Origin of the sequence: Pseudoflavonifractor sp. BSD2780061688st1 E11, assembly GCF_005844125.1 — a bacterium.
Classification (GTDB): domain Bacteria; phylum Bacillota; class Clostridia; order Lachnospirales; family Lachnospiraceae; genus Sellimonas; species Sellimonas catena.
Genome location: NZ_SPHM01000055.1, coordinates 1 through 19,297, shown reverse-complemented (window position 1 = coordinate 19,297; position 19,297 = coordinate 1). Strand labels below are relative to the sequence as shown.

17 protein-coding genes are annotated in these 19,297 nt (G+C 42.2%); 8 read left to right on the top strand and 9 right to left on the bottom strand.

Features of this window, described 5'->3' with window-relative positions; all coding sequences use genetic code 11:
* Positions 1 to 175 precede the first annotated feature (175 nt).
* The 6 genes from FGQ85_RS16570 (at position 176) to FGQ85_RS16545 (ending at position 5,714) form a co-directional block, all read left to right on the top strand.
* Positions 176 to 1,360: a methyltransferase domain-containing protein gene (locus tag FGQ85_RS16570; protein WP_138374014.1), complete on the top strand. Its 1,185-nt coding sequence runs from the start codon at positions 176 to 178 to the stop codon at positions 1,358 to 1,360.
* Between the two features lie 120 nt (positions 1,361 to 1,480).
* Positions 1,481 to 2,377: a glucose-1-phosphate thymidylyltransferase RfbA gene (gene rfbA / locus FGQ85_RS16565; RefSeq protein ID WP_087254778.1), complete on the top strand. Its 897-nt coding sequence runs from the start codon at positions 1,481 to 1,483 to the stop codon at positions 2,375 to 2,377.
* Between the two features lie 23 nt (positions 2,378 to 2,400).
* Positions 2,401 to 3,420, top strand: a complete 1,020-nt coding sequence (gene rfbB, locus FGQ85_RS16560; RefSeq protein WP_087254781.1) for a dTDP-glucose 4,6-dehydratase — start codon at positions 2,401 to 2,403, stop codon at positions 3,418 to 3,420.
* A gap of 36 nt (positions 3,421 to 3,456) precedes the next feature.
* Positions 3,457 to 4,428, top strand: a complete 972-nt coding sequence (gene rfbD, locus FGQ85_RS16555; RefSeq protein ID WP_087169547.1) for a dTDP-4-dehydrorhamnose reductase — start codon at positions 3,457 to 3,459, stop codon at positions 4,426 to 4,428.
* 33 nt (positions 4,429 to 4,461) lie between these two features.
* Complete coding sequence (rfbC, locus tag FGQ85_RS16550; protein ID WP_087169548.1) at positions 4,462 to 5,070, top strand: dTDP-4-dehydrorhamnose 3,5-epimerase; 609 nt, start codon at positions 4,462 to 4,464, stop codon at positions 5,068 to 5,070.
* A gap of 152 nt (positions 5,071 to 5,222) precedes the next feature.
* A complete protein-coding gene (locus tag FGQ85_RS16545; protein WP_087254784.1) occupies positions 5,223 to 5,714 on the top strand; it encodes a QueT transporter family protein in 492 nt (163 codons plus the stop codon).
* Positions 5,715 to 5,736: 22 nt separating this feature from the next.
* Here the strand turns inward: FGQ85_RS16545 and FGQ85_RS16540 are convergent, their stop codons facing one another.
* The 3 genes from FGQ85_RS16540 to FGQ85_RS16530 form a co-directional block, all read right to left on the bottom strand.
* Positions 5,737 to 6,324, bottom strand: a complete 588-nt coding sequence (locus tag FGQ85_RS16540; RefSeq protein ID WP_087254787.1) for a VanZ family protein — start codon at positions 6,322 to 6,324, stop codon at positions 5,737 to 5,739.
* A 134-nt stretch (positions 6,325 to 6,458) separates the two neighbouring features.
* A complete protein-coding gene (locus FGQ85_RS16535; protein WP_138374013.1) occupies positions 6,459 to 7,994 on the bottom strand; it encodes a hypothetical protein in 1,536 nt (511 codons plus the stop codon).
* An 86-nt stretch (positions 7,995 to 8,080) separates the two neighbouring features.
* Positions 8,081 to 8,422, bottom strand: coding sequence for a helix-turn-helix transcriptional regulator (locus tag FGQ85_RS16530; protein ID WP_138374012.1), 342 nt, complete (start codon positions 8,420 to 8,422; stop codon positions 8,081 to 8,083).
* A gap of 137 nt (positions 8,423 to 8,559) precedes the next feature.
* Here FGQ85_RS16530 and FGQ85_RS16525 point away from each other — a divergent pair, with 137 nt between their 5' ends.
* A complete protein-coding gene (locus FGQ85_RS16525; RefSeq protein ID WP_138374011.1) occupies positions 8,560 to 10,686 on the top strand; it encodes a CocE/NonD family hydrolase in 2,127 nt (708 codons plus the stop codon).
* Between the two features lie 117 nt (positions 10,687 to 10,803).
* Here FGQ85_RS16525 and FGQ85_RS16520 read toward each other — a convergent pair whose 3' ends face one another.
* From FGQ85_RS16520 to FGQ85_RS16510, 3 genes are read right to left on the bottom strand one after another with little or no spacing between them, the layout of a single operon-like run.
* On the bottom strand, positions 10,804 to 11,226 hold the full coding sequence (locus tag FGQ85_RS16520; RefSeq protein ID WP_138374010.1) for a UPF0158 family protein: 423 nt from the start codon (positions 11,224 to 11,226) through the stop codon (positions 10,804 to 10,806).
* A gap of 39 nt (positions 11,227 to 11,265) precedes the next feature.
* Positions 11,266 to 12,936, bottom strand: coding sequence for an SWIM zinc finger family protein (locus tag FGQ85_RS16515; RefSeq protein ID WP_171028000.1), 1,671 nt, complete (start codon positions 12,934 to 12,936; stop codon positions 11,266 to 11,268).
* A 29-nt stretch (positions 12,937 to 12,965) separates the two neighbouring features.
* Positions 12,966 to 13,415 carry a recombinase gene (locus FGQ85_RS16510; RefSeq protein ID WP_138374008.1) on the bottom strand — a complete coding sequence of 150 codons (450 nt, stop codon included), beginning with the start codon at positions 13,413 to 13,415 and terminating at the stop codon, positions 12,966 to 12,968.
* Between the two features lie 389 nt (positions 13,416 to 13,804).
* Between FGQ85_RS16510 and FGQ85_RS16505 the strand changes: the two genes are divergently transcribed.
* A complete protein-coding gene (locus FGQ85_RS16505) occupies positions 13,805 to 15,013 on the top strand; it encodes an Rpn family recombination-promoting nuclease/putative transposase (protein WP_138374007.1) in 1,209 nt (402 codons plus the stop codon).
* Positions 15,014 to 15,471: 458 nt separating this feature from the next.
* On the opposite strand, the gene FGQ85_RS16500 is transcribed toward FGQ85_RS16505, so the two are convergent.
* From FGQ85_RS16500 to FGQ85_RS16490, 3 genes are read right to left on the bottom strand one after another with little or no spacing between them, the layout of a single operon-like run.
* Complete coding sequence (locus FGQ85_RS16500) at positions 15,472 to 16,911, bottom strand: oligosaccharide flippase family protein (protein ID WP_171027999.1); 1,440 nt, start codon at positions 16,909 to 16,911, stop codon at positions 15,472 to 15,474.
* Positions 16,912 to 16,946: 35 nt separating this feature from the next.
* Positions 16,947 to 18,209 (bottom strand): O-antigen ligase family protein, encoded by a 1,263-nt coding sequence (locus FGQ85_RS16495; RefSeq protein ID WP_138374005.1) that lies wholly within the window; start codon positions 18,207 to 18,209, stop codon positions 16,947 to 16,949.
* Positions 18,210 to 18,229: 20 nt separating this feature from the next.
* On the bottom strand, positions 18,230 to 19,246 hold the full coding sequence (locus tag FGQ85_RS16490) for an aminotransferase class I/II-fold pyridoxal phosphate-dependent enzyme (protein WP_279233667.1): 1,017 nt from the start codon (positions 19,244 to 19,246) through the stop codon (positions 18,230 to 18,232).
* Positions 19,247 to 19,297: the final 51 nt, after the last annotated feature.

Genomic DNA, 19,297 nt, shown 5'->3' with positions numbered 1-19,297 from the left:
GGAAGTAGGGATTTTCTCTGCTTCCCTTTTTATTTAGGAAAAATTCCTATTTTTGCCAATAATAATTATACACTAACTCCTCCTCCTTCTTTCTGCCGCAGTAACGTTCTGGAAATTCACGATTGCTCTGCCCTGCATTTTTCCTTATAATGAAGGTACGAAAGGAGCCCGTCTCATGAAAAAAGAAGGTTATTACTCGACCGGTGAGCTGATGAAGCTTGCACACATTACGAAAAAGACCATCCGGTATTACGATGAACATAATATATTGAAACCATCCTATGTCGATCCTGCTACCAGAACCAGATTCTATACGGACGACGATCTGGCACGCCTGCAGCAGATCCTGCTTTTAAAGGCTCTTGGGTTTTCCCTGTCCGATATTATGGAGATGACAATCAATGCTTCGGACACGCACTTTATGATGGATTCCCTGAATCTTCAGAAAAAGCTTGTGGAGGACCGCATCGAACAGCTGCAGATCGTAGCCCGCACCATCCAGGAAACAACCCAGCTGATCTCAGACCATAAAACGGTCAACTGGAGCAACATGCTGAGTCTGATCCATGATCTCGGTATGGAAACCAGCATGAAAAATCAGTACCAGAATGCCTCCAATATTTCCGCCCGGATTCACCTCCATACACGTTACGCGCACAACCGACAGAGCTGGTTCTCCTGGATCCGTGAGACGGCACCGTTTTCTGCCGGTATCCGGGTACTGGAAGTCGGATGCGGGGACGGCACATTCTGGAAAGAAAATCTGGACACCCTTCTGGATAATCTGGTTGTCGTCTTATCCGATATCTCAAACGGGATGCTTCGTGACGCAAGGCGTACACTGGGAGCTGACTCCTCCCGCTTTTCTTTCCGGACCTTTGACTGTGAGACAATTCCCTATGGGGACGAAAGTTTTGATCTGGTCATCGCAAACCATGTTCTTTTTTACTGCGATGACATCTCCGCCGCCTGCGCGGAAATTGCAAGGGTGCTGAAACCCGGCGGCACCTTTTTGTGCAGTACCTATGGTCAGGAACATATGAAGGAAATCTCTCAGCTTGTTTCCTCCTTTGACGACCGGATCGTCCTTTCTTCCACCAAACTGTACGACCGGTTCGGAAAAGAAAATGGAAGAGACATTCTTTCCCCTTATTTTTCCCGGATCACATGGAAACAATACGAGGACTTTCTGACCGTGCCGGACCCGGAGCCTCTGATCTCCTATATTCTGTCCTGCCACGGCAACCAGAACCAGTACATTCTGGAACGTTATAAGGAATTTTCAGCCTTTGTCAAAAAGCAGACAGACCCTTCTTTTCATGTCACGAAAGATGCCGGCTGTTTCCTGTGTGTCAAATAAATTTCAGTTTTTTTCAAAAAAGGCTTGCAGGTGCCCCAGGGGCACCTGTTATGATAGGAACAACAGGAAAGAATAAGACTGAAAAAAGATAAAATCATGTAACGATCAAAGGAGGTTCATATGAAAGGAATCATTCTTGCAGGCGGCTCCGGAACCCGCCTCTACCCACTGACCATGGTCACATCCAAACAGCTGCTTCCGATTTACGACAAGCCGATGATCTACTATCCATTGTCTGTTCTGATGAATGCAGGCATCCGGGATATCCTGATCATCTCCACACCGCAGGACACACCGCGGTTTGAGGAGCTTTTAAAGGACGGAAGCCAGTTCGGAATCCAGCTGTCCTACGCAGTACAGCCAAGCCCGGACGGACTTGCCCAGGCATTTATCATCGGAGCGGATTTCATCGGTGACGATTCCGTTGCCATGGTGCTCGGAGACAATATTTTCGCAGGACACGGACTGAAGAAGCGTCTGAAAGCTGCCGTAGAAAATGCAGAATCCGGAAACGGCGCTACTGTTTTCGGTTACTATGTAGATGATCCGGAGCGCTTCGGTATCGTTGAATTCGACTCCGAGGGCAAGGCTGTTTCTATTGAAGAAAAGCCGGAACATCCGAAGAGCAACTACTGCGTGACAGGACTTTACTTCTACGACAATCATGTTGTCGAATACGCGAAGAACTTAAAGCCGAGTGCCAGAGGAGAGCTGGAAATCACAGATCTGAACCGGATCTATCTGGAAAAAGGTGCTCTGAATGTAGAGCTTCTGGGACAGGGATTCACCTGGCTGGATACCGGAACCCACGAAAGTCTCGTAGATGCTACCAACTTTGTGAAAACCATGGAAACACACCAGCACCGTAAAATTGCCTGCCTCGAGGAGATTGCATATCTGAACAACTGGATTTCCAAAGAGGATGTGCTGAAAGTCTACGAAGTATTAAAGAAAAATCAGTACGGCCAGTATTTAAAAGACGTACTGGATGGAAAATATCTTGACGCACTGCGTTAGAATGGATTTCAGGAGGAAAAGAAATGAATATTATCGTAACCGGAGGAGCCGGTTTCATCGGTTCCAACTTTATTTTTCACATGTTAAACAAATACCCGGACTACCGGATCATCTGCCTGGACTGCCTGACCTATGCGGGTAATCTTTCCACTCTTGCCCCGGTCATGGACAATCCGAATTTCCGTTTTGTGAAGGAAAGCATCACAGACCGTGAAGCAGTATACCGTCTCTTTGAGGAAGAGCATCCGGATATCGTGGTCAACTTCGCTGCAGAAAGCCATGTAGACCGTTCCATCGAAAATCCGCAGGTTTTCCTTGAGACAAATATCATCGGTACTTCCGTCCTGATGGACGCCTGCCGCAAATACGGTATCCAGAGATATCATCAGGTATCCACAGACGAAGTTTACGGCGACCTTCCGCTCGACAGACCGGACCTGTTCTTCACGGAAGAAACTCCGATTCACACAAGCAGCCCGTACAGCTCCTCCAAGGCAGCTGCCGACCTTCTCGTGCTTGCATACTACCGCACTTACGGACTTCCGGTGACGATCAGCCGCTGCTCCAACAACTACGGGCCGTACCATTTCCCGGAGAAGCTTATCCCGCTGATGATTATCAACGCGCTGCATGACAAGCCGCTTCCGGTTTACGGAGAAGGAATCAATGTCCGCGACTGGCTCTATGTGGAGGATCACTGCAAAGCCATTGATCTCATCATCCACAAAGGACGTGTCGGAGAAGTTTACAATGTCGGCGGACACAATGAAATGAAAAACATCGATATTGTAAAAATCATCTGTAAAGCACTTGGCAAACCGGAAAGCCTGATCACACATGTGACAGACCGCAAGGGCCATGATATGCGCTACGCGATCGATCCGACAAAGATTCACGAAGAGCTTGGATGGCTTCCGGAAACAAAATTCGAGGATGGAATCCAGAAGACAATCCAGTGGTATCTGGACAACCAGGACTGGTGGGAAACGATTGTTTCCGGTGAATACCAGAACTACTATGAGGAAATGTACGGAAACCGTTAGGCTGCCGTCAGAAACATCAGGAAGGAGTCAGTCATCATGAAAGTATTTGTAACCGGTGTGGCCGGCCAGCTCGGCCATGATGTCATCAACGAACTGACAGAACGTACCAGTAACCAGGCAGGAAATTACACCTGCACCGGTTCTGACCTTGCCCCGGAGTACAGCGGAGCTCAGGACGGTACCGCTGTCACAAAAGCACCGTATGTCTCTTTGGATATCACCGATGAAGCAGCGGTAGAACGCGTCCTTCTTCAGGAATCTCCGGATGTGGTCGTGCACTGCGCGGCATGGACTGCCGTGGACCTTGCGGAAGATATGGAAGAAAAAGTGCGTCAGGTCAATACCGTCGGAACGGAAAATATTGTCAAAGCAGTAAAGAAACTCGATGCCTCCAGACCGGAAGGCTGTAAGATGGTTTATCTGTCCACGGACTATGTCTTTGACGGACAGGGGACAACCCCGTGGGAGGCGGACTGTAAAGATTATGCTCCGCTTAATATCTACGGAAAGACCAAGCTCGAAGGAGAACTTGCAGTATCCGGACAGCTGGAAAAATATTTCATTGTCCGCATTGCATGGGTATTCGGACAAAACGGAAAGAACTTTATCAAGACCATGCTCAATGTCGGCAAAACACACGACAAACTTACAGTAGTCAACGATCAGATCGGAACACCGACCTACACTTACGATCTTGCGAAACTTCTGGCAGACATGATCGAAACAGACAAATACGGCTACTATCATGCAACCAACGAGGGCGGATATATCAGCTGGTATGATTTTGCTGTGGAAATCTTCCGCCAGGCAGCTGAACTTGGTCATCCGGAATACGATGCAGAGCATCTCACCGTACTTCCTGTTACCACGGAAGAATACGGCGTATCCAAAGCAAGCAGACCGTTTAACAGCCGCCTGGATAAATCCAAGCTGGTTCAGAACGGATTTACACCGCTGCCGGACTGGAAAGATGCTCTTCACCGCTATCTGACCGAACTGGAATTTTAATAACAGAAACGTTGCGAAAGGAGATCGATTGAAATGGGACAGATCACAGTAGAAAAAAATGTCGGCGGAATCGAGGGCCTCTGTGTCATCACACCGGCCGTACATGGCGATAACCGCGGATATTTTATGGAAACCTATAATCAGAATGATATGGAAGAAGCCGGCCTGCATCTGAATTTTGTACAGGACAACCAGTCCAGCTCCACAAAAGGCGTTCTGCGCGGCCTGCACTTCCAGAAACAGTTCCCTCAGGGAAAACTTGTCCGCGTCATCAAAGGCTCCGTCTTTGATGTGGCTGTGGATTTAAGAAAAGACTCCCAAACATACGGAAAATGGTACGGAGTCGAACTGACCGAAGAAAACAAGAAACAGTTTTATGTACCGGAAGGCTTTGCACACGGCTACCTCGTCCTGTCCGACAGCGCCGAATTCTGCTACAAATGCACAGACTTCTATCATCCGGGCGATGACGGCGGACTGGCATGGAACGATCCGGAAATCGGCATTGAATGGCCGGAAGTGACCGGAACTTATCCGGGAAGCGGAGCCTGCGCGGGATATACTCTCTCCGACGGTACACCGCTGAATATTAATGAAAGAGACCAGAACTGGCCGGGCATCAAAGACGCATTCCAGTTCTAAGTCCATTTGAAGCTTTTTAGAAAACCAGGCACCTGCCGCAGACCGGGAGCGGACTGCTCTCCTGCGATAGTGTACCTGGTTTTTCTTGTCTTTTCAGACCGGTCATGCTATACTACAGATTTGATACTGCAACACAATACTGGAGGAATCTTATGAGACACAAGAAAACACGACTGATTGCCCACGCGGCCATGATCGCCGCGATTTATGTCATACTGACCTGGCTCTTTGCCCCTTTCGGATTCGGCGAAGTCCAGATCCGCATCTCGGAAGCACTTACTATCCTGCCGGCCTTCACACCGGCTGCGGTGCCGGGCCTTTTTATTGGATGCCTGATCGGAAATATTCTCTCAGGTGCGATCCTGCCGGATATTATTTTCGGAAGTCTCGCCACGCTGATCGGAGCAGTCCTCGTCTACCGAATGCGTAACTGTAATCCTCTGCTCCTTCCAATTGCGCCGGTCCTGTCCAATACCGTGATCGTGCCGCTGATTCTATATTATGGATATGGCGTCCATCTGCCGATCCCGGTTTTAATGATCTCCATCGCGGCAGGAGAAATCGTCAGCTGCGGCGTCCTTGGCATGATCCTCTACCGCGCACTCTCCCGCTATCAGAACAGTCTATTCCGCTGGGATCACTAGGCATCAGACAGCAAAGCTGTCGTTATCCGGAGTAAACCGAAGAGCTTTCCGGCCTTCTTCTCCTCTTGAAGCTCCGCAGGATGTGAAATACACACCATCCTGCCACGGCTCCCAGCACGTTGTTGAAAATATCGTCAAACTCAAAGAGTCCAAGCCTGAAAACAAGCTGGCTCATCTCAATACAGCCGCTCACCGCCAGGGAGGACAGCAGAACCGCCCAGAACGGACATCTCCGCAGCGCATCCGTCAAAATGAATCCAAACGGGAAAAACAGCACGATATTATTTAAAATCTCCAGGCCGAAGGCCACACTTCCTTCGAGAATCCACTTCTTATACGACCAGAACAGCTCCAGCTCATATGTATGCGACTCTCCCTGTTCCCGGAAGAAAATCGTAAAATACGCAATCGCAACGATCTCCACCACCAGACAGATGATGGCTACCGGCTCCCGCAGGATCCGGAAAAACCGGATATTCAGCCAGTGCATAAATAAAATATATAAAAATACAAAGCATGCCAGAAATGCAACCAGATAGCGGTACTCGATCACGTACAGCTTTAAAAACCAGACCGCTTTTTCAGCTAAACTCTGAAACAGTTCCCACACTTTTATCCCCTCTTCCCCGGCACTGACTCCCGCAGGATGTCCGGCACCTGTGATATTTACTTATGATATACCGATCGTCAGAAGGAATCAAGGACAAAAGAAAGAAGATTTCCTTAAATGTTTGTGAAGTGGATTTAACACTTTTCCATATCTATGCAATACTGGTACAACTCATCGTTTAATACAATTCCTCTTGCCATATCTAATATACATGCATTATCAAGTTTTACCCTCATCAGCGGATAATAACGCGCAAAGGAACATGCATCATGTTCTATGTCATCGAACATCCTTTCCCAGTCCTTATCCCTGAGCAAAACGCCTTTATTCGTTTCAACGAGCCATTTCCATTTTTCCTCTGGAGACCGGCCAAATAAATTAGAAAACTCCTTTTCTTGCAGCATTTCTCTGTAAAAGCGAAAAAAATTCATGAGCGACTGTCTGATGACCGGCTTTATCGTACTACCACTTTTGTAATTCAATAAATGATGATAAAGCGAAATATCATAGCTCTCTTCTTTCCTTCGTTTCCCTTTGAAATTCTTCCTCACTTTCTTTTTGCTTTCCGCTTCTTTTTTCAAATAGTTATCAATGATCTTATCTGAATCTATTTTCCACTTTTTTCCAAATCCTTTTCTTAAACTTTCCCGTATATCATCAAGCGGAATATAGCAGTCTACACTTCTTCTTTGGAAAGTGTCAATCACAAATTGGATTATTTTGATTTCCATACTATGGGTACACCGCATACCCTCATCAAACTCCAGAGAAACCAGATCTGTTTTCTCCTTTTTATATATTTCCATCTCCATAATACTTCTGACTAGTTTCTCATATTGTGTCCTTTCATAGTTGCACTCCTGATCAATCGATTCGTACAGACTGTTCAAATCAAATCCCCACCGCAGATATTGATCCAAAACATTATCAAATGTATCTGTTCCTATCGTTTTCCGTACAAACCTCTGTTTCCAAAATATCTTGCATACTTGACTGGAAAACACCTCTCTAAGATATTTTCCAAAATCAGCTTCTTTCTCTCCCTGATACATACGAATAAAAACTCTCATCTTTTCCGTTTCCTGAAAAGGATACTTCTGAATTCTACTCATAAAACGTTGTTGATCAAAAATATCCAGCATTTCAACAGCTTCTTCCACGTACTCATTGATCATATAAACCGCCTGTTGGCACTGCTCTATTGTCATATCTCCGAAAACAAACACGTTCTCTTTCAAACGTGTCTGAATGAGACAGGCAATCGCCAGAATCTTTACAAAATAATGTTTATCCGAAATCTCTCTTCCCCACACGATTGAAACATACTTATTCCTGCACATCCGGTTTTCTCTTTCTTCAATCATGCCATAAAGGGCATCTGTAATATCAAGATCGGCTTCTTCGCCCATCAGACCTCTGGATAAGGAAAAGTCCGCTCCTATATACAGATCCTTGTAGTCCCCGGAAATCCTCCATTGTCTCTCTTTCTTTCCCTTTTCCAATACATACTGTTCTTTTACCGGGACAAGGCATTCCACCCAAAGCCCTCTGACCGGGATTTTCCTTACCTCCGCCATTGAAAATCTCTGTACTACTTCTGCTGTTTCATCGTAAACATTTGCCCATTCTTCCTTCGTTACAGCCTTCGATATCACAATATGCAATTTCATTTTCTTCACCCCTTTTTATCCGTATTTACGTTTCGTTTATACGAATATTAGCACAAATAAAAACAGCTGTCAAACTGACAGCCATTCTATTTCATGTCTTTTAAAGCACTCAGATATCCCATCAACCGCTCCTTTTGTCTGGGTGCAAAATCTCTATATGTTTCCAGTAGAATGCTTTCTTCCCGGTTCAATGGTATGATTCTATCACTGCAAGAGTGAATCTCTTTTCCCTCTTCTTCTTCAAGCAGATCATAAGGTGAAATCTGCAGCACTTCACAGATTATCATTATTTTTTCGCTGGATGGATTCGTTTTCTTTCTTTTCCAGTCACTGATTGTACTCTGGGAAATCCCCGTTCTCTCTGCAAATTCTTTCTGACTCATTTTTTTGTCTTCCAAAATCCGAAAGATTTTTTCACTGATCACCATCCACACACCTCTTCTTCTTTTTATAATGGTTATAGTGTAACATAATATTGACTAAGTTTCACAGAAAAATTATACTATTTATATAGAAAAAAATAACAACATAGTTTGGTATGTTGCTGCAAAAGAGGAGGACAATCATGAAAGACAATTCTTACAGTAAAGTGCCGGTATTTGAAAACGGACTGGCACAGCCTGTTTTCCCGTTTACGGATGGAAAAACCGGGGAAAATTATGATCCTGCAACATCTGATATCGTCAGATACTGCGTCTATGTAGAATCTGACTATGATATGGATGGAGACGGAAAACGGGATCTGATCAAAGTCCTCGTCCAGGTGCCAAGAAGCGCCGTGGAGGGCGATTACAAGGCGGCATCGTTATTTGAAGCCCGCCCGTACTGCGCCGGCGTACAGGAAGACGGCTACGCTCATATGAAAGAGGTTGCGGAAAAAGAATATCGGAAATTCGATTTCGAAGACCTGAAGAAAGAGGTCCCGCCGCGTGTTCCTACCGGTTCTATCATCCCGATGGACCTTGCGTTAAAATCCGATCCGTCCGACTGGTATTATAAGGACAAAGGAAGTACCGACAGCATGGTTTACGAAAACCTGGATAATTTCAATTACTATCTGGTTCGCGGATTTGCTGTCGTTGTCAGTGCAGGATTTGGCGCCCTTGGTTCCGACGGATTTAACTATGTGGGATCCGATTACGAACGAGATGCATTCAAATTTGTCGTAGAATGGCTGCACGGCGACCGTACTGCCTACGCAGATCGGGAAGGTACTATCGAGACAAAGGCAGAATGGTCCAATGGCAATGTGGCCATGACTGGACGCTCCTACGCCGGAACCATGCCGTTTGCAGTGGCAACAACAGGCGTGGAAGGTCTGAAAACCATCGTTCCGGTTGCCGGAATTTCCGACTGGTACAGCCAGCAGAACCAGCAGGGCGCACAGCGTTACTGGCCGAAAGAAATGCTGAACAGCTTCCTTGCATACTACTGCTCCAGCCGCTACAATGACGAGACCTTAACGGAAAAACAGCTGGATGATATTGCTGCCTTCCACCACGAACTCAGCCTTCAGCAGCTGAAATGCGGATTTGACTACGATCCGGAATTCTGGGGAAGCGGAAACTACCGCCTGCGCGCGGACAAGATCAAGTGCAGCGCTCTGATCGTACAGGGATTAAACGATGAAAATGTTTCCACCAAACAGTTTGAAATGATGCTGAAAGCCTTCCAGAAATCCGGCCAGACCTTCAAAGCGATTCTCCATCAGGGACCGCACATCACCCCTACCATGCCGAACAAAAATTACGGCATCCTGATTGATGGAAAATTCTATGATGACATCGTAAACGAATGGATTTCCCATTATCTGTACAGCGTGGAAAACGGCGTTGAGGCAATGCCGGAAGTGCTCGTTCAGACGAACTACGATCAGAGGAAATGGGAGACTGCAGATTCCTGGGATACCGATTACACGATGAAGATGGAAAGCGCCGGAACCGGCACATCTGTCATTGATACAGACTGGGAAGCTGCCGGCGTCAGCGCCGAAAACTTCGATGATGTGATGGGACAGAAATCCACCAATATGGCCCAGCGCTATGTAACGAATCCGTTCGAAGAAGCAGTCACCATCCAGGGAACGGTACGCCTGAACCTTCGCGCCGCATTAAAAGACGGCGACTCTGAAGCAGATTTCCATCCGGAAAATCCAAACGACGCCGACACACTCACCATGAAGCTCGGATCATCCCAAGTATCCGGAAGAATGGATGATGTGGAAATCGCAGTACTGCTCTGTGACGTCTGCGATGAAGCATTTGACAGTATACAGACCGTAGATCCGGAGCGAAATATCATTCCAGTAGAGACCGTCAAAGAAGGCGGCATTATCAACGGCGGAGATCTCCCGGCATTTAACGAAGCGGAATTCTCCACGGTTCACAAAACATACCGCGTGATCACACGGGCCTTCGCAGACCTGTGCAACCCGGAAGCAGGATATGAACCGGAAACCGCCGCAAACAGCATTGTACTGAAGAAAGGCGAATATCACGATTACCACGTTTACCTGAACGCCACAAGATACACCGTACAGCCTGGACACAGCCTTGCCCTGGTCATCGCAACTGAGGATCCGGTCAACTGCCTGATCCACAAGACCTACTCCATTGAGATTGATAACACTTCTGTCAATGCAGTGGTACCGGTCACAGCGGAAACAAAAGACTGTACCATGACGTTGAAGTAATTAAGAATACGGAAATGAAATGATGAATTAAAAAGACAGCCTCCAATGGCCGGAAAGCAAACTGCTCCTGACCGCCGGAGGCTGTTTGTGTGTACTGGTACGGCTGACTTCTGCCGTCTATTTTTCTATTTCAATCCCATATTTTTCACACCATTCTCTGGCAATTTTCTCATATGCCCTATCATGATACTGATACCACTGCTTTTCTATTCCGAGATCATAGAGCGCATCTTTAAATCTACGGAATGCTCCTCTTCCGATAATTGCTTCTTCTAAAATATTTTTCTTCCTGCCTTCCGGAAGTGTATCAATAAATTCTTCCATCAAACCATATTCATGGATATCATACTGTCCAGGAAGAGGAATGAAATCTTCTATAAAACCATTTTCAATTTCTTCAATCAGTTCCGGATTGTCCTCTCCATTTACCATACCGTCAAAAACCAGCAGGATTTCTTCTGATGATGTATCATAGTAATATTCACTTTCCATACCGGCAAATTCCATCGCCTCAATCACTTCATCCAGTTTCACTTTCATTCTCCCGATCCTCCCACACTATCATTTTACGATTGATTTTTAAAGCTTCCGCAACTCGTCCATCATCGCCGGCCTTTTTCCGTAACGTCTGCGCCAGTCATCAACGATCTCTTCCACCATCTTCGAACCGCCTTTTATTTTTTTCATCGAACGGAGCAGACTTACAAGATATTGATATGTTTTCCTGTCACTCGTCCGTACTGCCATTTTCTCTACTTCTGTACGATACTTTTGCAAAATCTCTTCGGGATATTCTTTCTGAAGAATTCTGCCATATTCCTGCAGCGCATACATTCCCTCACTCTTCTTCACATAATTCAAAAGCCTGTCGTAGAGCTTTTCTTCCTTGTAGAGCCGTTCTATGTGTGCGTAAGAAGGAAGTTTTTTGAATAATTCTTCCCGTTTTGAAATCCATTCTTCTTCCGAATACAGCTTTTTTACCTCTTTAAACAGTTCCAGATTCCCCGGCGAAATCTCTGTCGCCAGTTTCCAAAGCTGCGCTTCATACTCCTGCTTCCTCCCCTGAATACGATAAATATTTTTCTTCATATATTCGTAATCGCTGACCAGCCCCCGATAATTCTGATCTAAACGAATACTGTCATCCAGCGCCTTAAGTGCCTCTTCATACTTTCTTTTTCTCATGCACTGATCAATATAATAACGTCTCACCGAAGAATTGTCCCAATATTGCCGGAAGAAGGATTCTCTCTTCTCTTTTCCACCTTTTTGATTCTTTAGCAGATTCAGATAAGGAATCACCCAGCGTCCCAATTCATAATCTCTGTCCCATGATTTCTCCTGAGAAGAAGCTTTTTGAATTTTCTGTTCCATAAACTCAATTTTCAGATGCTGATATTCCTTCTCTTTAAATTCATTCACGAAGATCTGATAAATATACTCTTCCAGATAGTCGATCATAGAGCCGTTTAAGTGAGCAGCAAACCAGTCAAACATCTCTTTCTTTTCCTGTTTGCTGACATGGTCCAAAAGTCTCATCCAGTTATCATAAATCTCTTCTGCCAGCATGGCCGTTCCACCGGCGGAATCGTCCATATCAACTTCACCAAGGGTTTCGAAAATATGGTTCATCAGACGGAACGCACACATATAATTGTTCTGATCCAGCATGTCATTGACATCATCCGCAAGCATCCGCTCCAGCTCTGAAATAAATCCGTCCGCATCATAGTAGCTGATGAAGCCTCCTCTTCCCGAATAGCGGTACGCAATCTCATCAACCTGTCTCAAATACCTCTGCATATCCGTTTCCGATATGTTCTCTCCTGCAGTCCGCCGAAAACTTAGAAGCAGATGTTCGTCCTTCATCAGAATATCTGCCAGAAAATCCGTTACGATCTCCGGATCTGTTTCCCGGATCAATGTCCGGACCGCTTCCTTTTCTTCGGATTTCTTTCCAGCCTGCTTTGTGTGGTCCGGATATAACCCCTGATTCTCCCCTTCCGTCCACTCGTACAAAACGGCCGCCATATGTTTACAGTAATTTCCATCTTCCGCATATGGACAGGAACAATACATATCTACGATCTCATCATAGTCAAAATAGATTTCCACCTGATAATTTTCTGTGCCTGCCACCTTGGCAGTCACACAGTCCTCTGAAACCTCCAGATGACTTACCGCATTACACAGATAGTAATCAAAGCCCCTGTCCAAAATCCGGGAGCTGAACAATTCTTTCCAATTCATATTTCTTCTCCTACCGTACATTCTTTTGATTAAAAAAGGAAAAACGGATTCTCTGCTTCCGGATCATTATACTGTTCACAGAGCGCCTGCCATTCCGGCATATGATTTTTGATTTCATCGCACAGAAAGTCGTAGGCTTCTGAAGCGATTTTCCCATGATATTTCATACTCTTGTAAAATTTCTTAATACTTGCAGCTGTACTTTTGATTGACGCAGGTGTAGACCACATGCATTTGCGGATAAAGAACCAGCCAAGAAAATCATCTATTCTATAAATTCCCTCATCAAATGACAACGGTTCTTCGTATAACAGATATTCATTAATATAAAAGTCCACGTTGCTAAGATGCCGTCGAATGGTTGCTGGTTTTAAATTCGATAAATCCTCTCGAAAGACAGCCAGAAGTTCTTCATTGTCTTTCCTGATTCTTTCGTATTGTTTTTCATATTCTTCCAAGTCATATTCTATTTCTTCCATCTGTAAAATCGCCTCGTTTCTTTGGTTATCTGATATCCATATGCAAGACATCTGTTTTATGTAAGTGTAACACATTACAACGATTCGTCAAAAGCATTTTTTATAAACAACAGAGAATTTTTCAAGGGATTTTAGATAAACTGTCCACCCTCTCTTGCATTTTACACTCAAATGTCCTATACTATCCTCACATTTATTCGCGGAAGTTTTCTCTTCTGCCTAGATGGAATAATCCGGCCGTTCGGCCAACCGTTTTCATTGTTTATTTTTCACAGGAGATTCTGAAGAACTGTTCGGAAAATGTTGAATTTCTCCCAGCTCATTGCTACAATATTCTTAAGATTCCTGTCTGTTTTTCAGGTCTCCTTCCAGTCGAAAGGAGTGCTTTTATGCAAAAAACAGACAGAACAGAGACTACTAAAAATACGACTTCACGTGACGCAGTAAAAAACACCAAGATCAAGGACAGCGGAGCAAAACTGATATTCAGAGATCCTGTCCTCTGCGCTCAGTTTCTACGAGGTTACACGGATATTGAATTGCTGAAAGATGTACAGCCGGAAGATATTGAAGATATCACAGAGCAGTTCCTTCCCCTCCTGCAGGAGGCGCGGGACTCTGATTCCGTCAAAAAAATTCATCTGAAAGGCAATTCCGATATCGATACGCTGTATGTGATTGCCCTGATTGAACATCAAACGAAAGTAGATTTTGATATGTCTTTTCGCATTCTGCGCTATATCGTCTACATTTTGACGGATTATGCGTCTGAAATGGAAAAGATCCATGAGGGCATCACATCCACCAAAGCGTTCCGATATCCGCCTGTACTGCCCATTGTATTTTATGATGGAACTGAACGCTGGACGGCTTCTCTTGATTTTAAGGATCGGACCGCTCTCTCCGATCTCCTTGGAATGCATATTCCAAGCTTTCAGTACATTGTTGTTCCTCTTTCCGAGTTCTCAAATCAGGAGCTCATTGACAAGCAGGACGAACTGTCTTTGATCATGCTGATTGATAAACTGCGCAGCTCTGCCGAATTTCATAAGCTGAAAGAAATTCCTGAAGAATATCTGGACAACATAAGCCAGAATTCTCCAGAATCACTCTTAAAGCTGATTTCCAAAATTATTGCGGCGTTTCTACATCGCCTGAATGTTCCGCAGGATGAAATTGGCGAGTTCACGGATCAGATTGAGCGGAGGGATTTTACGATGTTGTTTGAAAATTTTGAAGCATATGACGTACAGGCTGAACGAAAGAAAGCACGTGAGCTCGGAATGGCGGAAGGCCTTGCTGAAGGACGGGCTACTGGATTAGCCGAAGGACGGGCTGAAGGACGTGCTGAAGGACATGCTGAAGGACATGCTGAGGGACGTGCTACTGGATTGGCCGAAGGGCGGGCGGCTGGATTACTGGCCGGAAGATCGGAGTCCATTTTAGATGTGCTGGAAGATCTGGGCCCGGTCTCTTCTGAGATTAGGGAACAGATTCTATCTGAAAAGAATCTGGATACCCTGAAAATCTGGAATAAAGGTGCAGCCAAGGTGGAATCGGTGGATGAATTTGTCGAGAAATTTTTGAAGGGAAGATAGACATCGGGATCAGACGATGATAGTTCCCATTTTTAATATGAATAATGGAGGGGCAGCACCATGTTAGAAGAGGCGAAAATCACGAATACAAATTTGACGGTAAATCCTGTTTTACTGCAAAAAATACACTCGAATTATTGAGCTTTTTTGGAAAAAGAAAAAGTTTCTTTGGATGATGCACTATGCTTTTTTAGCGCTCAAAGATTTACCGCTTAATTTTACCAAACGGCTATAGGTCATGTCTATTTTTATGAAATTGATTTTGCGAAATTAATTATACGTTATCGAGCAGATTCGGTGGATGAATTTGTTGAGAGGTTTTTGAAGTGAAGATAGGTGGTATAAAACAAAAACTCCCGTAACACTTCTTTGAGTTCACAGACAGTGTGAATCGTGGAAGTGTTACGGGAGTTTGGAGCAATAAATGTTTCTTTGAAACTGAGAGTTTTGAATATACCTTATGATTTGTTCTTTTTTAGAAAACCTAATATATTTTTTCTGTATTTATAAATTTCTTTCAGTAATAAACATACATATAATAGTATAATTAAATACCTAATAAAAATATTATGATACAAAAGACTGATTAGTAATGCAAAAATGCAACTAAGAATCAAAACTCCGGTAATTTGTTTTATGTTGTACACAAAATCCATTTTCATTTTTTTTACTAAAAAATAGTGGAGTACAAACAAAACCATATAACCGATTAGCGTGGTATAAGATGCAATGATGTAACCTTGTTTTGGATTGGAAGGAAGAAAAATTAAATTTAATACAATATTTACCACTGTTGCAATCATTGTTGCACAAGCCACACCTAAAGTCTTTTTCTCATAAAACTCAATATTAACATACATTGTATAAACAAACTGAAACATGCAACCAGATATCAGTGGTGGAAGACAATAAATAGCCATTTCATATTGCCCTCCTCCAAGAATAAAAATAATTTCAGGTACAAATAGAAGGATCAAGATAATCAATAGAAAAAATATAAGGATATACATCTGAGATGTTTTTCTGATTTCTTTATATTTTTCATAATGTAAATTTTCCATTAGCCAAGGAGACCATGCTTTATTCATCGAATCAAATAATAAAGCAACAATTTGATAGCAATTATATGCTATACTATAAATTGCGGTATATTCACTGCCACAAATTTTAGTAATTAAAATTTTGTCTGAAGATCCTAGTAAATACATTGATAATACATGTGGAACTAACGGAATACAGATAACGCAGGCATATTTCCAATATTTTAGTTTTATACGTTTTCCCTTAAAAATCAAATATATATATATAATGGCACCAACAAGTATATAAGGTAGATAATAGCCAATCATCCTACCGGCATATTTGTTTTGCATCACTAATACAAGAAAAAGCGATAAAATCGTTGATGACACAATAGTAATACCCGTCAATGCTACAAAAGATTTATATTTATAAAATGCCCTTTGCTTAGTAATAAGCATTTGATAAGCTGGAGCAAAAAACAAATAAGCGAACATAATATGTATATATTTCATATCGGTTTCAAAAAAATTCGTAAAGAATCCAGGAAAAATATTTACTATAAAATATATCGCTAATGTTGCTATTGATGTCAAAGAAAGGATAGACCAAATATAACTATCCATATCGTCCTCATGTTCTAACTTAGAACGTATAATAGATGTCTGCAAATCAAAAGCAGTCACAACTGTTAATATTGTAACCCATGAAGAAATATTACTAAAAGATCCGAGTTCTCCTTTTGTCAAAAGTCGTGCAAATATGGGTGTAGTAATAAATGCCATTCCACGAAACAAAAAATTGCAGATTGTATACCATATTCCTGCTTTTACAACTAAATCGCTGTCAGGAACACTTTTACTTTTTATGCTACTCAATTTATTTTTTACCTTCTTTCTCCAGAAAGTTGCTATTATCTTTTCTTTGATATTTTAAAATATTTATTGGCTATTGCGAGTGCGGCCCAGAATTCCATAACATACCAGAATGACATTGAAATTACTAGCTGACATGATATTGAAAAAAAGATAATAAATAATTCTCTCCATCTTCTATCTTTGCAAAAAAATATCATTCTGATGGAAATGCACATCAAAAACAAAATAATGCCAACACCTATAATTCCAAAACTTACAATTAATTCTAAAAATATATTATGACTATATGCTACATAATGTATTGGATATACAAATGGGCGATCTCCAAAAACTCCATAACCAAATAAACCACCTTCTTTGATTGCATTTATAACAGCGGTCCAAATAGTATTCCTACCTGAATCATTGGTAAAATCTCCCTGCACCAGCAAATCAAGGCTTCTGGATTCTATGCCCATAGACTGCAATATATGTACTGCATAGGATAATAATGCTTGACCCCATACGCAAATTGCCAATACTAGTATCAGCACCCCCAACATCTTAATTATTTTATAAGAAGCTCTTTTACTCTCTACAATGGCACTAATTACCATTAATCCTATAAAAATAATAATCATAAGTAATGCTCCTCTAGAAGCATATAAAAAAATAATGCCCATACCTATAAAACTTAAAACTAGGTATATTATATTTTTTTTCTTTGAAAAAATATATAGAAAAATAATTGTTGGAAGAAGAATAGAATATCCAAGACTTAAGCTGTATTCACGTACTACTTGTCGTCCAAGATAGTCAACATCTATCCAATATCCTCTTAGCAAAGCCGGTAATAATTGAACAATTATTAAATATATAAAATCTATAATTGCAAATTTTCTTATCACTTTGATAATTTCATCCGGATTATCCAAAAGGCTAAAAAATAAATATGCATATATTGCACAATCTGGTCTTAGTACTCGTTCAATACCATATCCGCTTCTCAAAAAAAAGTACTCACTTTCAGGATGCAAAATAGCGGTAAAACCAAAGGCCAAAAATATAATTAGGTATAAAGCAATACTTGCCAAATACTGCTCTACTTTCAAACTTTTTATATGAATGAAAAATAGCACCAAAGGAATTGAAGCAACGATAATTAAAATTATATTTCGCAAAGTCCCACTGCTAAATCCTAAATTGCTTAATAAAAAGCGTGCAATTGTCATAAAAATTACATCTAGTAGCCAAAAGAAAAGTAATCTCTCTTGGAAATCAGATTTCTTTATAATTATTTTCATTTTTTTATTTTTCATAATTTTAACACGGTCCTATGTCATTCCTTACTTTTAATGATCGCATTTAAATCTTGCAAGAAGCAATCTATGTCTTCTTTCTTTGTGGCCCAGCTCGTAACAAGTCTAATTTCTGTATGCTCTTCATCAATTATGTCAATAATCTCCCAAGCATATTTCTTTTCTAATTTCTTTAGTATATCGTTCGAAAAAGTCGGAAACAATTGATTAGATGGACTGTCAATTCGAAAGGAAATATCATATTTTTTCAAACCTTCCTTCATATATTGAGCCATTTGATTTGCATATTTCCCATTTCTTTCATACAAATTATTTTGCATTAGAATTTCAAATTGCAAACCTAATAACCACCCTTTAGCAAGCATTCCCCCTCGTTGTTTTGCAATATAACGAAATTCTTGCTTTAAATTATTATTTATAATTACCATTGCCTCGCCAAACAGTGCGCCATTTTTTGTCCCACCTATATAAAATGCATCGCATACTTTTGCAAGATCCTCAAAGGTTACATCAGAGCAGTCCAAAGCACTAGCTAATCTCGCCCCATCACAATAAAGGAGTAAATTGTATTTATCACATATTCTTCTTAAATTATATAGTTCCTCTTTTGAATATACAGTTCCAATTTCTGTACTTTGACTGATATATACCATTCTAGGTTTTACTGTTAATATCCCAGCATGATCCCAATGCTGTGGCCCACATACTTTCTCTATATCACTTAGAGTAATTTTACCTTCTTTACCTTCTACTTCTATGCATTTATGACCTGTACTTTCAATTGCCCCAGTCTCATGTACACAGATATGGCCCGTCTTTACTGCTATTACTGCCTCATGCGGTCTTAGAAATGCAGCAATCGCAATTAAATTTGTTTGTGTTCCTCCCATCAAAATTTGTATTTCTGCTTCCTTGTTTTTTATTTTATTTCTAATGAATTCTGCCGCATGCTCAGAATGATAATCATTTGAATATGCCATATTACCTTCTAAATTCGTTGCAATTAATGCATGAATATTCTGCGGTGGCAGAGCCACCCAATCTCATGAAATAGAGCCACCGGATCCGTTAGCGAGAGCCAGTCGTCC